This is a genomic window from Georgenia satyanarayanai (assembly GCF_900116375.1).
Classification (GTDB): domain Bacteria; phylum Actinomycetota; class Actinomycetes; order Actinomycetales; family Actinomycetaceae; genus Oceanitalea; species Oceanitalea nanhaiensis.
Genome location: NZ_UETB01000002.1, coordinates 100852 through 115002, shown reverse-complemented (window position 1 = coordinate 115002; position 14151 = coordinate 100852). Strand labels below are relative to the sequence as shown.

11 protein-coding genes and 1 tRNA gene are annotated in these 14151 nt (G+C 75.5%); 8 read left to right on the top strand and 4 right to left on the bottom strand.

Features of this window, described 5'->3' with window-relative positions:
* Nucleotides 1–93: 93 nt before the first annotated feature.
* Nucleotides 94–528, bottom strand: coding sequence for a hypothetical protein (locus DSZ44_RS04680; protein WP_110851454.1), 435 nt, complete (start codon nt 526–528; stop codon nt 94–96).
* Between the two features lie 54 nt (nt 529–582).
* Here DSZ44_RS04680 and DSZ44_RS04675 point away from each other — a divergent pair.
* From DSZ44_RS04675 to DSZ44_RS04665, 3 genes are all read left to right on the top strand, one after another.
* A tRNA-Arg gene (locus DSZ44_RS04675) sits at nt 583–655 on the top strand.
* 224 nt (nt 656–879) lie between these two features.
* Entirely contained in the window at nt 880–5103 is a 4224-nt protein-coding gene (locus DSZ44_RS04670; RefSeq protein ID WP_181424535.1) for a PDDEXK-like endonuclease domain-containing protein, read from the top strand.
* 29 nt (nt 5104–5132) lie between these two features.
* Entirely contained in the window at nt 5133–5369 is a 237-nt protein-coding gene (locus DSZ44_RS04665) for a hypothetical protein (RefSeq protein ID WP_146237480.1), read from the top strand.
* 4 nt (nt 5370–5373) lie between these two features.
* Here DSZ44_RS04665 and mscL read toward each other — a convergent pair whose 3' ends face one another.
* Nucleotides 5374–5778: a large conductance mechanosensitive channel protein MscL gene (gene mscL / locus DSZ44_RS04660; RefSeq protein WP_110851452.1), complete on the bottom strand. Its 405-nt coding sequence runs from the start codon at nt 5776–5778 to the stop codon at nt 5374–5376.
* A gap of 170 nt (nt 5779–5948) precedes the next feature.
* Complete coding sequence (locus tag DSZ44_RS04655; protein WP_146237479.1) at nt 5949–6611, bottom strand: SAF domain-containing protein; 663 nt, start codon at nt 6609–6611, stop codon at nt 5949–5951.
* Between the two features lie 141 nt (nt 6612–6752).
* On the opposite strand from DSZ44_RS04655, the gene DSZ44_RS04650 reads away from it, so the two are divergent.
* Nucleotides 6753–9356 carry a penicillin acylase family protein gene (locus tag DSZ44_RS04650; protein ID WP_110851450.1) on the top strand — a complete coding sequence of 868 codons (2604 nt, stop codon included), beginning with the start codon at nt 6753–6755 and terminating at the stop codon, nt 9354–9356.
* A gap of 117 nt (nt 9357–9473) precedes the next feature.
* Here DSZ44_RS04650 and DSZ44_RS04645 read toward each other — a convergent pair whose 3' ends face one another.
* Nucleotides 9474–10118 (bottom strand): 5-formyltetrahydrofolate cyclo-ligase, encoded by a 645-nt coding sequence (locus DSZ44_RS04645; protein WP_110851449.1) that lies wholly within the window; start codon nt 10116–10118, stop codon nt 9474–9476.
* 87 nt (nt 10119–10205) lie between these two features.
* Here DSZ44_RS04645 and DSZ44_RS04640 point away from each other — a divergent pair, with 87 nt between their 5' ends.
* Genes DSZ44_RS04640 through DSZ44_RS04625 form a run of 4 tightly spaced genes read left to right on the top strand, consistent with a single transcriptional unit; the run spans nt 10206 to nt 14092 of the window.
* On the top strand, nt 10206–11168 hold the full coding sequence (locus DSZ44_RS04640; RefSeq protein ID WP_110851448.1) for a UTP--glucose-1-phosphate uridylyltransferase: 963 nt from the start codon (nt 10206–10208) through the stop codon (nt 11166–11168).
* Entirely contained in the window at nt 11165–12379 is a 1215-nt protein-coding gene (locus DSZ44_RS04635) for a molybdopterin molybdotransferase MoeA (protein WP_110851447.1), read from the top strand. Before DSZ44_RS04640 ends, DSZ44_RS04635 begins: the two co-directional genes overlap by 4 nt.
* Nucleotides 12379–12990, top strand: a complete 612-nt coding sequence (locus DSZ44_RS04630) for a GNAT family N-acetyltransferase (RefSeq protein WP_110851446.1) — start codon at nt 12379–12381, stop codon at nt 12988–12990. Before DSZ44_RS04635 ends, DSZ44_RS04630 begins: the two co-directional genes overlap by 1 nt.
* 10 nt (nt 12991–13000) lie before the next feature.
* Entirely contained in the window at nt 13001–14092 is a 1092-nt protein-coding gene (locus DSZ44_RS04625) for a hypothetical protein (protein ID WP_146237478.1), read from the top strand.
* Nucleotides 14093–14151: the final 59 nt, after the last annotated feature.

Here is a 14151-nt window from a genome sequence, read left to right as displayed (position 1 = left end):
CCCGCTGCCGCGCTGCGCCGCCCACCCGCGGAGTGCGTGGGGTACGGGCGTGGCATGCGGGCGTGAGGCGGCCGGCGAGGGCTGGGGAGAGCGTCAGCTGCGCCGGCGGCGCTCGCGCCGGACGGACCGGTCGATGCGCCACAGCGCCAGGGCGGTCATCGCCTCGAGGGAGGGGCGCAGCAGCGCCGCCGTGAACCGGCGGGGGAGCGGCCCGCGCAGGTGGACGCCCTCCTCGGCCCAGTCGACGACGGCACGCGAGGGGCCGTCCGGCCGCACCGTGATGACGACCTCCCCGAGCAGCAGCGGCCCGGTCTTGACCAGTCGCAGCTCCCGGGGCGGGTCGGCGTGGGTGACCCGCATCCGGTCGACGAGCACGAGCGCGGAGCGGCCCACCACGTCGTCACCCGCGCGCAGCGCCCGGGCCGGGGCGTCCACGCGGGTGAGCGGGATCCAGCGGCCGTGGTGCCGCACCGCGGTGACGACGGCATAGGCCCACTCCTGCGGCAGGTCGAGCGTGCGGCTGGCCATGCGCCGAGCCTATGTGCGTCCGGCCCGGCCCGCCGAGTACGCTGGACCAGCCCCGCCTCCGTAGCTCAGGGGATAGAGCACCGCTCTCCTAAAGCGGGTGTCGGCAGTTCGAATCTGCCCGGAGGCACCGCTCCACCACGATGTCAGGCTCCCCCTTGGGCGTGAGGCAGATCACACGGAACTGTACGGAGGTCGGGTCTTGCGCTCCGACCAAAGGTGGAGCAGGATACTGCTCATAGGGCGTGACGCCTGCCCCCCGTGTGCGTCACGCCCTATCTCTATGCCCAGGCAGATCCCGCCGCTCCGGCGGGTCGTACGGACCGGCGGCGTGGCGCTGGTTAGCGTGGGGTGATGACCCCTTCACCGCTCTTCGCCCGGCCTCCCGCGGGGCCCCGCCGCAGCGGCGGACCGGGTCCCGTCGGCGTCGTCGGCGGCCGCTCCGAGAGCGGCGAGCCCGACGCCGGCACCAGTGACCGGGCGCGCACCGTCGAGGACGCCGCCCAGCAGTGGCGCGAGCGTCTCGTCGCGCTCAGCGGTGCCAGCGCCCTCTCGGACGTCACCATGCTCGGCGAGGCGGTCATCGACCTCACCGCCGCCCACCCCTCCGGGATCGCCCAGCTCTACTCCGGCCGCGCCACCCGGCTGTCCAACCTCGTGCGCGAGGGCGGGGCGCTCGTCGCTGCCCGCCGGTCGGCCCGCACCGTCGTCGCCCGCACCGACGAGCTCGCCCAGCGCTACGGGGTGGCCCCCACCTACCTCGCCGCCGGCATCGCCACGTGGACCGAGCTGCCGCCGCCCGCCCCCGTCACGGACGACGACGACGGCGGGGAAGACCCTGCCGAGGAGGCCCCCGCGACCGCCGAGCCGCGTACCGTCCGGGCGCCGGTGCTGCTGCGCCCCGTGCGCCTGGCCCCGCGCGGCGGGCAGGTCGCCGACCTCGACCTCGAGCTCGAGCCGGCCGTCGACCTCAACACCGTCCTCGTGCGCGCGCTCCGCTCGCGGGGCGTGAGCGCCGACCTCCACGCCATCGCCGCCGGCGCCCTCACCACCGACGGCTTCTCCCCGCGCGCCGCGCTGGGGCGGATCTCCTTGCTCGGCGAGGAGCACCTGCCCGACTTCACCCTCGAGGAGCGGATCCTCATCGGCCCCTTCGTCCACCCGGGCCAGGTGCTCGTCGAGGACCTCGAGGCCATGCACGACGACCTCGTCGGTCACGACGTCGTTGCCGCGCTCGCCGGGGACGAGGAGGCGCGCGCCGCTCTCGACCGGGCCCTGCCCGAGCGGGCCGGCGCCGACCGTCAGCCCCAGGCCGAGCGCGGCGTCGGGGACCTGGACCCCGACCAGCAGCGGGTCATCGAGGCCGTCGCCGCCGGTACCGACGTCTTCATCGACGCGCCCCCCGGCGCCGACGTGCCGGCGACCCTCGCCGCCGTCGTCGCGGACGCCGTCGCCTCGGGTCGCCGGGTGCTCTACGTGCCCGGCACGCGGCGCGTGGGGCGGGCGCTCGTCGAGGAGCTCGACCGGCTCGGCCTGCGCGAGCTCGTCCTGGACCTGTCCACCGACACCGGGTGGCGTGCCACCGCCCCGCAGGAGCTGCGCGCCGGGCTCGCCGCCGAGGAGCCCCCGAGCGAGGTCGACACGGTCCGCGCGGTGCGCGCCGAGCTCGTCTCCGTGCGTGAGCGGCTCGCCGCCTACGTCAGCGCCCTGCACGCCGCGCGCCAGCCCTGGGGCTGCTCGGCGCACGCCGCCCTGCTCGCCCTCGCCGAGCTGACGGCCGCCCGGCCGGGGCCGCGCACCGAGGTCCGGCTCCCCGCCGGCACGGTCCGCGAGCTCGCCGGTGACCGCCGTGAGCACGCCCGCGAGCGTCTGGTCCGCGCCGCGTCGCTCGGGGCCTTCGACCTGCGCCCGCACGACACACCCTGGTACGGCGCGCGGCTCGACAGCGCCGACGCCGCCGTCCAGGCCCTGGAGCGCACCCAGCGGCTCACCGGCACCGAGCTGCCACGGGTCCTCGCGGACGTCGAGCGCACCACCCGCGAGACCGGCCTCACCGAGGCCGGGACCCTGCGCGGGTGGCTCGAGCAGCTCGAGATGCTCGACGGTGTCCGCTCCGCGCTCGACGTCTTCGTCCCGCAGGTCTTCGAGCGTTCCGCCGCCGACATGGTCATCGCCACCGCCACGCGCGCGTGGCGCAAGGAGCACGGCGTCACGATGTCGTGGGGCACCCGGCGGCGGCTGCGCAAGCAGGCCAAGGACCTGCTGCGTCCCGGCCGTCCCGTGACCGATCTGCACGCCGAGCTCGTCCACGTGCAGGAGCAGCGCGAGGTGTGGCGCCGCCACTGCCCCACGGGCGGCTGGCCCCGACTTCCCGAGGCCCTGTCCGAGATGGCTCGCCACGCGCGCGCCGTCGAGGCGGACGTCCTCGCCCTCCAGGACGTCGTAGGCCCCGGCGCGGGCAAGCCCGACCTCCTCGAGCTGCCGCTGGCCGACCTCGCCGCGCTCATGGCGGCCCTCGGGGGCGACGGCGAGGCGGTCCGCCTCATGCCTGAGCGCACCGCGGTGCTCGCGGACCTCGAGGCCCTCGGCCTCGGCGAGCTCGTCGCCGACCTCACCGAGCGGCGTGTCGTCGCGGCCCTCGCCGGCGCGGAGCTCGACCTCGCCTGGTGGACCTCGGTGCTCGAGGAGATCCTGCGCACCGACCCCGCGCTCGCCGGCTACGACGGGCCGGGCCTCGTCGCCCTGGCCGAGCGGTTCCGCGAGCTCGACGCCTCCCACGTGCGCACGCTGCCCGGCCCGGTCCGCCGAGCGGTCGTCCGGCGGCTGCGGGCCCTCGTGCGCGACCGCCGTGACGAGGCCGCGCAGCTGGAGGCCGAGCTCGGCACCGGCGTCGACCTGCGGCGCACCTACGCCCGCCACCCCGAGCTCCTCGGTGCGGTCCGGCCCGGCTGGGTGGTGCCACCCGTGCTCGTGCCCCAGCTCCTGCCGCCCACGCGCAGTGTCGACCTCGTCATTCTCGACGGCGTTCACCACCTGCCCACCGAGCAGGCCGTCGGCGCGATCACCCGCGGCGGCCAGGTCGTGCTCGTGGGGGACTCCCGCCGCGGCGGTGACGGGCTCGTCTCCGAGCTCGCCCCGCTCCTGCCCGTCCTCACGCTGCCGACCGACCGCGCGGAGCGCGAGGAGTCGATCGCCGCGTTCCTCGCCCGCCACGGGTACGAGGACGTCATCCAGCCCGTCCCCGACCCGCCGTCGCCCGGCCGCATCACCCTCGAGCTCGTCGAGGGCTTCGGGATGCCCGCCCCCGGGGTGGACGCCGTCGAGAGCGTGCAGGCGGAGGTGGACCGCGTCGTCGACCTCGTCATCGAGCACGCCCTGACGACCCCCGAGCAGTCGCTCGCCGTCGTCGCGCTCAATGCCCGGCACGCCGACCGCGTGCGCGAGGCGGTCATCTCCGCCGTCTCCGGCTCCTCGGCCGTGGCCCGCTTCTTCGCCGCGGACCGCGAGGAGCCCTTCGTCGTCGTCGACGCGGACGGCGCCGGCGGGCTCCGGCGCGACACCGTCGTCCTCACCCTCGGCTACGCCAAGACCCCGCACGGACGGGTGCTCCACAGCTTCGGCGCGGTCAGCGGCACCGACGGCAAGGCCTGCCTCATCGACGCGCTCGACGCCGTCCGGGAGCGACTCGTCGTCGTCTCCTGCCTCAAGCCCGGCGACATCGACCGCAGCCGGCTCCACACACCCGGCCCGCTCCTCCTCGCCGACCTCGTCGACTGGGCCGCCGACCCCCAGCCCCCGCAGGACGTCGACGGCGTGGGTGCGGCGCCCGACCCGCTCCTCGTCGATCTCGCCGAGCGGCTGTGGCGGCTGGGCCTGACGGTCGTGCCGCAGTACGGCGTCGCGGGCGGGGTGCGGATCCCGCTCGCGATCGGGCACCCCGACCTGCCCGGTGAGCTGCTCGTCGCCGTCCTCACCGACGACGCCGCGTACGTCGCCGAGCCCAACCTGCGCCGTCGCGAGCGGCACTGGGTGCAGCGGCTGGTGTCCCGCGGCTGGCGGGTGCACATGGCCTTCTCCACCGCCGTCTTCACCGACCCGCAGCGGGAGGCGGAGGCGATCGTCGCGCTCGCGCTCGACGTCGTCGACTCCCGACGGCGTGCGGCCGACCCGGTCCGCCCGCCGGCGGCGGCGCTGCCGGTCGAGGTCGCCGACACGGACGAGGACGCCGCGCCGGAGGAGCCGGTGGCGGAGACCGGTCAGCCGAGTGCCACCACGCCGGAGCCGGACCCGGCACCGGGGGCGGAGGAGCCCGTCGCGGCGGAGGCCGAGCCGGACGAGGAGCACGGTGAGGACCCGACGCCGTCCGAGCGTGGCCCGCGCCCGCCGGTGACGCCCGGTCTGCCCGTGGGGGCGTACTCCGACGACGAGCTCGACGACCTCGCCGCGTGGATCGCCACCGACAGCGCCGAGCGTGACGAGGACGCCCTCGTGGAGGCGCTGCGCGAGGAGCTTGCGCTCACCCGCCGCGGGGTCGAGGTGGACGCCGTCCTGCGCGCCGTCGCCGCGCGCCACCGCTGATGGCCCGCCGCGGCGGGCACCGGCGCGTGGTGGCCCCGCCCACCCGTCTGGGAGCGAGCGAGGAGGGCGCGCTCGTCCCCACCGAGCCGGCGCCGCGGCCCACCACGCACGCACCGGACGAGCAGGCGGCGGTGCCGCGGCGCCCAGCGGCGGAGCCCGTCCTGCCGAGCCGGTCCGCCGAGGACACCGACGCGGCCTGGGGCGAGCTGCCCGAGCGTTCGGACGACGCCCGCTACCTGCGCGACAAGCCGCCCCACTGGCAGTAGCGCGCTACGGGCGGCCGCTCTGCGCCTTGAGGAGGTCGCGGATCTCCTGGAGCAGGAGGACGTCCTCGGCAGGGGCCTCCGGCTCGGGCTCGTGCCCGCGCTTGCGCCGCTCCTGGAAGGAGTTCATCGGGACGACGAAGATGAAGTAGACGACGGCGGCGGTGATGAGGAAGACGACGACGGCGTTGATGATCGCGGCAAGGTCGACGAACGTGTCCTCCCGGCCCGCGATGATGGGGAAACCGACGGTGCCCTCGACCTGAGTGCCGCCGATCGCGTTGACCACCGGCGTGATGATGCTCGTGACGACGGTGTTGACGATCGTCGTGAAGGCCGAGCCGATGACGACCGCGACCGCCAGCTCGATGACGTTGCCGCGGGTGATGAAGTCCCTGAATCCCTTGAGCACGGCCTAGCTCCTCCCAGCCCGGGTCCCTCCCGGCGCACCGCACCCTAGCCCGTGGCGGCTCGTTGCGGCACGCGCGGGAGCGCGTCCGCGCGGGTCGGTCGAGCACCCAGCTGAGGGCAGGAGCAGGGTCCGGAGCCACGAGATCGAGCGTGAGATCGACAGGCCCGCCCCTAGCCGGGCAGGACCACGCGCAGCGGCGCCCACGCGCTCGCTCCCACCACCTCGGGGGCCGCACCTCGCGGGACTGCGACGAAGACGAGCGACTCCGGCTCCTGCCCGCCGAGAAGGCCACCGCCCCCGCCCTCCTCGAGCGCCACGACGAGCGCGCCCGCGGCGACCACCTCCGCCCCGCCCTCGCTCGCCGCGGCGTCCGCCGTCGCCGCGAGCAGGTCCACCCGGTCCCCGGGCCGGAGCGTCCGGGCCACCGCGGCGTCCGCCAGCCGCACGGGCACGACCACGTGACCGGGGGCGGTGCCCGTCGCCAGGCCCGGACCCACGAGGACCTCCGCCGCGAGCGGGAACCCGGCCGGCAGCCCGACCGCCAGGCGTTCACCGACCGCCTCCGTCGGGGCCTGCAGCATCCGGGCGGCCACCAGCTCGCGCGGCAGCTCCACGCTGAGGACGTCGGTCGCCTCCAGCGGCGCGCCCGCAGGCACGTCCCGTGCCAGCACGAGGACGGCCACGGTCGCGGGCGCCGGGGGCCGCACCTCCTGCACCACCACAGCCACCGCGCACACGGCGCCCACGGCGAGCAGGGCGTGTCGCCAGCGCCACAGCACACGGCGCACACGCACCCGGCGGCGGCGTGACGGGGGAAGGGGCGGGGAGGGCATGAGCCGACGGTAGGAGCGGCCCCCGACGGCGGTCCGACGGGCTGGTCCCGCCTGTGGACGGGTGGTGCGCCACCGGAGCCGGGGGAGGAGCGACGGCGCGGACAGACCGCCGTCGTCGGTGGTTGCGGTTACCCTCGGCAGGTGCGTGGCTTCCACCTTCTGCAGCGCCTGGCGATCGTCGTCGCGGCCGTCCTCGTCGTCGTCCTCGTCGCCGGCGTCGCGCTCGCGGCCGTCCTGGTGCGCCGACCGCTGCCCGACTACGGGGGCGAGACCACCCTGCGGATCCTGTCCTCGGAGGTGGAGGTGCTGCGCGACGAGCGGGGGGTGCCGCACATCTACGCGGACACCGACACCGACCTCGTGCGTGCCCAGGGCTACGTCCACGCCCAGGACCGCTTCTTCGAGATGGACTACCGGCGCCACGTCACCGCCGGCCGTGTCTCCGAGCTCGTCGGGGAGAACGAGAGCGCCCTGGCCGCGGACCAGGTCATCCGCACCCTCGGCTGGCGTCGCGTCGCCGAGCAGGAGTGGGACCTCCTCAGCGAGGAGAGCCGCGCACTGTTCGAGGCCTACGCGGAGGGTGTCAACGCCTACCTCGACTCCCGCGAGGCAAGCCAGCTCGGTGTCGAGTACACCGTCCTCGGCCTCGTCACCGACCTCGGCGACGTCGCGCCGTGGACCCCGATCGACTCCCTCGCCTGGCTCAAGGCGATGGCCTGGGACCTGTCCGCGAACAACGACCAGGAGCTGGGCCGCGCCACGGCGGTGCGCGCCCTCGGTGGCGACATCTCCCGCGTCGGGCAGCTCTACCCCCCGTTCCCCGAGACGCAGAACCTCCCGATCATCCCGCCGCCGGACGCCACCGAGCCCGAGGCGAGCGTCGAGGACGCCTCCTGGCCTGCGCCCACCGGCGCCATCGACGCCGTGGAGAGCGCCTACGCGGCGGTCCGCGCCACCCCCCGCCTCCTCGGCGAGGGCGAGGGGATCGGCTCGAACTCCTTCGTCGTGTCCGGGGAGCACACCGCCACCGGCTCGCCCGTGCTCGCCAACGACCCGCACCTGGGCATCAGCGCCCCGGGCATCTGGCACCAGGTGGGCCTGCACTGCCGCGAGGTCACCACCCTGTGCACCTTCGACGTCGCGGGCTTCGACTTCGCCGGCATGCCCGGCGTCATCATCGGGCACAACGCCGAGCTGGCGTGGGGGCTGACGAACCTCGGCGCGGACGTCGTCGACTTCTTCCTCGAGCGCGTGTACGACGACGGCACCTACCTCCGCGGGGGCGAGCGCGTCCCGCTGACACGGCGCACGGAGACCATCGCCGTCAACGGTGGCACGGACGTGTCCCTCGCCGTCGCGTCCACCGCCCACGGGCCGATCGTGTCGGGCGTCCTGCCCGAGACGGCCACCGCGAACAGCTCCCCGGTGCCCGACGGCTCGCCCTCGCCGGGATTCGGCGGCTACGCCGTCGCGATGTCGTGGACGGCGCTGACCCCCGGCCGGACCGGGGACGCGATCTTCGCGCTCAACCGCGCGACGAACGCGGAGGACGTCGCCGCGGCGGCCGCGCTCTTCGAGGTGCCCGCGCAGAACATCGTCTTCGCCACGACCGACGGTGACATCGGTTACCAGGCTCCGGGCCGCATCCCGGTGCGGCAGGACGTGCCCGACGGTCCGGTCCCCTCCGACGGCAGCTGGCCCCGACCCGGCTGGGACGGGCGCTACGACTGGGCGGGCTACGTGCCCGCCGCCGACATGCCGCGCGCTCTCAATCCCGAGGAGGGCTTCATCGTCGCGGCCAACCAGGCCGTGCGCCCCGCCGGCCAGGGGCCCTTCCTCACCGGTGACTGGGACTACGGCTTCCGCTCCCAGCGGCTGCGTGAGCTCATCTCCGGCGCCATCGCCGACGGCACCGCGATCGACGCCGAGTGGGCCAACGAGGCGATGAACGACGAGGCCAGCGCCTACGCCGAGCACATCGTGCCGGCGCTCCTGGACGTCACGGTGCAGGACCGTTTCGTGCGCGAGGCCGTCGACCTTCTCGAGGAGTGGGCCGAGGAGGGCTACCACCAGAGCGGGGACTCCGCGGCCGCGGCCTACTTCGCCGCCGTGTGGTCCAACCTCCTGGACCTCACCTTCGCCGACGACCTGCCCGCCACGCTCGCCCCCGACGGCGGGAGCCGCTGGCTCGTCGTCGTCGACCGGCTCCTCGAGGACCCGACGAGCACGTGGTGGGACGACCGGCGCACCATCAACCTCGTCGAGAGCCGCGACGAGATCCTGCTGCAGGCGCTCGTCGCCGCCCGCAACGAGCTCACTCAGACGCTGGGCAAGAACCCCGCCGACTGGCAGTGGTCGCGGCTGCACGTCGCGGCACCTGAGCACCCGGTCCTCGGCGACGACGTGCCGGCGCCCGTCTCCTGGTTCGCCAACCCCAGCCCCAGAGGCGTGGGCGGCGGCTCGAGCATCGTCAACGCGACCGGCTGGAACGCCAGCGCCGAGGTGGACGGGCGACGCGACTACCGGGTGACGAGCGTGCCCTCGATGCGCATGGCCGTCGAGCTGGGCGACCTCGACCAGTCCCTGTGGGTCAACTTCACCGGTGTCTCCGGGCACCCGGCCGACGACCACTACGACGACCAGTTCGGCGCCTGGGCCGCCGGGGAGACCTTCCCCTGGCCCTTCACGCGCGCCGCGGTCGACGAGGCCGCGACCAGCACCCGCACCCTGCGCCACCCCGGCTGACCCGCGCCGCGGGCGCCCGCGCGTCCCCCAACGTCGCAGGTGGTCAGCTGGGCGACGCCCTGAGGCGCCGAGGCGTCGTCGGACCCACCAGCTGCGGAGCTCTGGGCGTGGCGGTGCTCAAGGGGTGGTGTGGGCGAAGGGGGAGCCGTCGATGAGGAACCAGCGCTCCTCGGTGATGACGGCGTCCACCGGGATGTCGTGCGCGGCGCGCGGCAGGGGCGCATCGACGATGAGCTCGGCCTCGTGGACCATGGCGAGCACCGGGGTGTCGGGCGCGCGGTGGAGCAGTGCGCGGTCGTACCAGCCGCCGCCCTGGCCCAGCCGGATCCCGTCCTGGTCGACAGCGAGCGCCGGGGCGATGACGACCTCCGCCTCGGCGAGCGCCTCCGGCGGGAACACCTCACCCGCGGGCTCGAGCGGGCGGCCGGGCGCGCGCTGGGCCAGCTCCTCGCGGCTCGTGTACTCGCCCCAGCAGCGTGCCAGGCCCGGTCCGAGCACCGGCAGGAGCAGCCGCACCCCGCGCTCGTGGAGGGCGTCGATGAGCAGACTCGTGTCCGGCTCGGTGGACGCCGAGACGTAGGCGGCGACGCAGCGGGCGTCGCCGACCGCCTGGACGCCGTGCTCGGCGAAGGTCGCCGCGGCCTCCTCGCGCTGCCGGGGGGAGCGTGCCGCGCGAGACGTCCGGACGGTCTCGCGCAGGGCGTTCTTGGCGTCCTCCAGCTCCAGTCCGGTCGTGCTGGGGAAGCGGATCGCCGTCGACATGTGTGCAGTCTTCCACGCCGGGGCCGCCGCGTGGCAGTGCCGCGCCTCCCTCCGGCGGACCTGACCCGTGCTCGGTAGCCTTCGACCATGACAGAGCAGAACATCACCCCGGTCCGCAAGGCTGTCGTCCCCGTGGCAGGGCTCGGCACCCGCTTCGTGCCCGCCACCAAGGCGGTGGCCAAGGAGATGCTGCCGGTCGTGGACCGGCCGGCGATCCAGTACGTCGTGGAGGAGGTGGCGGCGGCGGGCATCGAGGACCTCCTGCTCGTCACGGCGCGCGGCAAGTCCGCGATCGAGGACCACTTCGACCGCAACGTCGAGCTCGAGGCGGCGCTGGAGGCCAAGGGCGACGACGACCGTCTCGCCGAGGTCCGCCGCCCCACCGCGCTCGCCGACATCCACGCCGTCCGCCAGGGCACGCCTAAGGGCCTGGGCCACGCCGTCCTGTGCGGCCGCGAGCACGTGGGCGACGAGCCCTTCGCCGTGCTCCTCGGGGACGACCTCATCGACGCCCGCGACCCGATCCTGCCGACGATGATCGACGTCCAGCAGCGCCTGGGCGGCTCGGTCATCGCGCTCCTCGAGGTCGAGCCCTCCCAGATCAACCTCTACGGCGCCGCCGCCGTCGAGCCCGTCTCCCTCGCGGGGATCCCCGACGGCGACGTCGTCACGGTCACCGAGCTCGTCGAGAAGCCCCCCGTGGAGGAGGCTCCCTCCAACCTCGCCCTCATCGGCCGCTACGTCCTGTCCCCGGCCGTCTTCGACGTCCTGGAGAAGACCGAGCCCGGACGCGGCAACGAGATCCAGCTGACCGACGCGCTGCAGACCCTCGCCCGGATGCCCGCGAGCGAGGGCGGCGGCGTCCACGGCGTCGTCTTCCGCGGCCGCCGCTACGACACCGGCGACAAGCTCGACTACCTCAAGGCCGTCGTCCAGCTCGCCGTGGACCGCGAGGACCTGGGGCCGGACTTCTCCGCATGGCTCGAGCAGTTCGTCGCCGGCCGGCACGTCGAGCTCAGCTCCGACCCCTCCGCGAGCCACCCCCGGTGAGAAGCGTCCAGGAGCACCTCGCCGCCTGCCTGGCCGCCGTCGGCCCACAGCCGCCCCTCGAGGTGGTCCTCGCCGACGCCGTCGGCTGCGTGCTCGCCGAGGACGTCCTCGCGCCGCGCGACCTGCCCCTCGCGGACGTCGCGGCCCTGGACGGCTACGCGCTGCGGGCCGGTGACGTCGCCACGGCCGCGCCGTCGTCGCCGGTGACGCTGCGGGTGCTCGACGAGGTCCGCGCCGGCAGTGTCGAGCGCACCCGGCTGCCCGCCGGTGCCTGCGTGCGCATCGCGTCCGGTGCACCGCTGCCGGTGGAGGCCGACGCCGTCGTGCCGGTCGAGCGGACCGACCGCGGCACCGCGAAGGTCGAGATCCGCACCGCTGCGGCGGCCGGTGAGAACGTCAACCGGCGCGCCCAGGACGTGCGCGCGGGGGAGGTGGTCCTGCCCGCGGGGGAGCGGGTCGGCGCCCGCCAGGTCGCGCTCCTGTCCGCCGTCGGCCGCGGGCGGGTGACGGTGCACCCGCGCCCGCGCGTCGTCGTCGTCTCCGTCGGTGACGAGCTCGTCGAGCCGGGCCAGCCGGCCGCCGCCGGGCAGGTGTACGACGCCAACGGGCACGCCCTGGCCGCCGCGCTCCATGACGCCGGCGCGGCCACCTACCGGGTGGCGGCGGTCCCGGACCAGCGCGGGCCGCTGCGCGAGACCCTCGAGGACCAGCTCGTGCGCGCCGACCTCGTCGTCACCACCGGCGGGCTCAGCCACGGCTCCAACGACACCGTCAAGGAGGTGCTCGCCCCGCTCGGGACGGTCCGCTTCGACAACGTCGCCATGTGGCCCGGGCGCCAGCTGGGCCTGGGCCACATCGGTGACGGCACCCCGATCTTCGCGCTGCCCGGTCATCCCGTGGCCGCGCAGGTCGCCTACGAGGTCTTCCTCCGGCCGGCGGTGCTCTCGATGGCCGGTTACACTGACCTCTACCGCCCCACCGTGACGGCGACGGCGACCACCGGCTGGTACTCCCCGTCCGGACGGCGCGAGTTCGTCCGCGTCACGCTCGCCGGCTCCCCGCGCGAGGGCTATCGCGCCACACCCGTCGGCTCCCCGAGCACCCTCCGCCTCAGCGCGCTGGCCCGCGCCAACGCGCTGGCCGTCGTGCCCGAGGACCTCACCGACGTCACCGAGGGCACCAGGCTCTCGTGCCTCCTGCTGGACGCCTGATGCTCGAGCACGAGGGCGTCCGGCTGCGGCTCCTGCGCTACGGGGACCGCGCCGCGTGGGAGCGGGTGCGCCGGGAGAACGTCGACTGGCTGCGTCCGTGGGAGGCGACCAGTCCCGTGCCGGCGCCGCCCGTGGGCTTCCGGGACTACGTCGCCCAGAGCCGCCGCCAGGGCAGACGGGGGGAGGCGCTCACCTTCGTCATCGAGGCCGACGGCGAGCTCGTGGGCCAGCTGTCGGTCTCCTCGATCGTCCTCGGGGCACTGCGCGGCGCCTCCATCGGCTACTGGGTGAGCCAGGACGTCGCCGGGCGCGGGATCACCCCCACCGCCGTCGCGATCGCCGTGGACTACTGCTTCACCGTGCTGCGGCTGCACCGCATCGAGATCAACGTCCGGCCGGAGAACACGGCCAGCCTGCGAGTGGTGGAGAAGCTCGGGTTCCGCGACGAGGGGATGCGCGAGCGCTACCTCCACATCGACGGCGACTGGCGCGACCACCGCACCTTCGCGCTCGTCGCCGAGGACGTCCCCGAGGGGCTCCTCGAGCGCTGGACCCGCACGCGCGGGAGACACGCCGCCGACGATCCCGACGGTGGTCCGCCGCCCGGATAGTTTCGTGCCTGTGGATGTTCAGGGGTGGGTGGTCGTCGGACTGGCCCTCATCCTGTTCGGGTACCTGGTCCCTCATCTCGTGCACAGCCGCCACCAGCTGGCGGAGTCACGGGTGGAGGACCGCTTCTCCGGCACGCTGCGCGTGGTGACCACCGGGGCGACGGCGAGGCGGTCGTCGGTCGGGGAGCACCACGGCACCCGGGAGAGCAGGCCGTACCTCCACGATCCACGACGACGAACGGAGGCACCCGCCGTGAACAGGCCCACCACCCCCAGCGAGCGGGCCGCCGCCGAGGCGCGGCGACTGGCCCAGCTGCGCGCGGCGCGCGCTGCCGAGATCAGCCGTCGCAAGGCGGCCGCCCGGCGCCGGCTCGTCCTCACGGTCGTGCTGCTCCTCGCGAGCGTCGGCGGCTGGCTCGGCTTCGGCCTCAGCAGCCTGCCGATCGCGCTCGGTGTGGTGCCGACGGTCCTGCTCGCCGGCGTCCTCGTCCTGGGTCGCCGCGCCGCGAAGGTCGCCGCTCGCCGCAACGCCGCCGACCGCGCCGCCATGGCCCGCCTCGCGCCGCAGCCCGCTCCGCGCACCCGCCTCGCACCTGCTGCCCGTCCGGCCGCGGCGCCGGCCGGCGGCAGCCCCGCTGCGGGTGGCGCGTCCGCCGCCGCGCACGGCGAGGCCCCCGCGGAGGACGCAGCCACCGCAGAGCCCGCCGAGGCGCCCGTGGCCGAGGAGCCGTCCGCGTCCGACGAGAACCCGGCACCCGCCGTCGTCGCGGAGGTGGCCGGCGTCGCGCCGGCCGGGCAGTCCGGGACGCGCAGCTGGACGCCGGTCCAGGTGCCGGTCCCTACCTACACGCTCAAGGCCTCCGCCCCGCGCCGGGACATCGCCCCCTACGAGGCGCCCGAGCCGCAGCCCGTGGCCGAGGAGGCGCCCGCGGCGCCCGCAGCTCCGGCCGAGCCCGTGGTCGTCGTCTCCGGGCTGGCCGGCTCGCCCTACGCCCCCGTCGCCGACCCGGAGCCGGAGGCGGCCCCCGCGGCCGACGCGCTGCCGGCCCGAGGCCTGGACCTCGACTCCGTCCTCGCCCGCCGTCGCGCCGTCGGCGCCTGAGCCCCACCCTTCGCGAGTACGCACATACGGTCACCGCGACCGCCCCGTGGGGCGGCGCT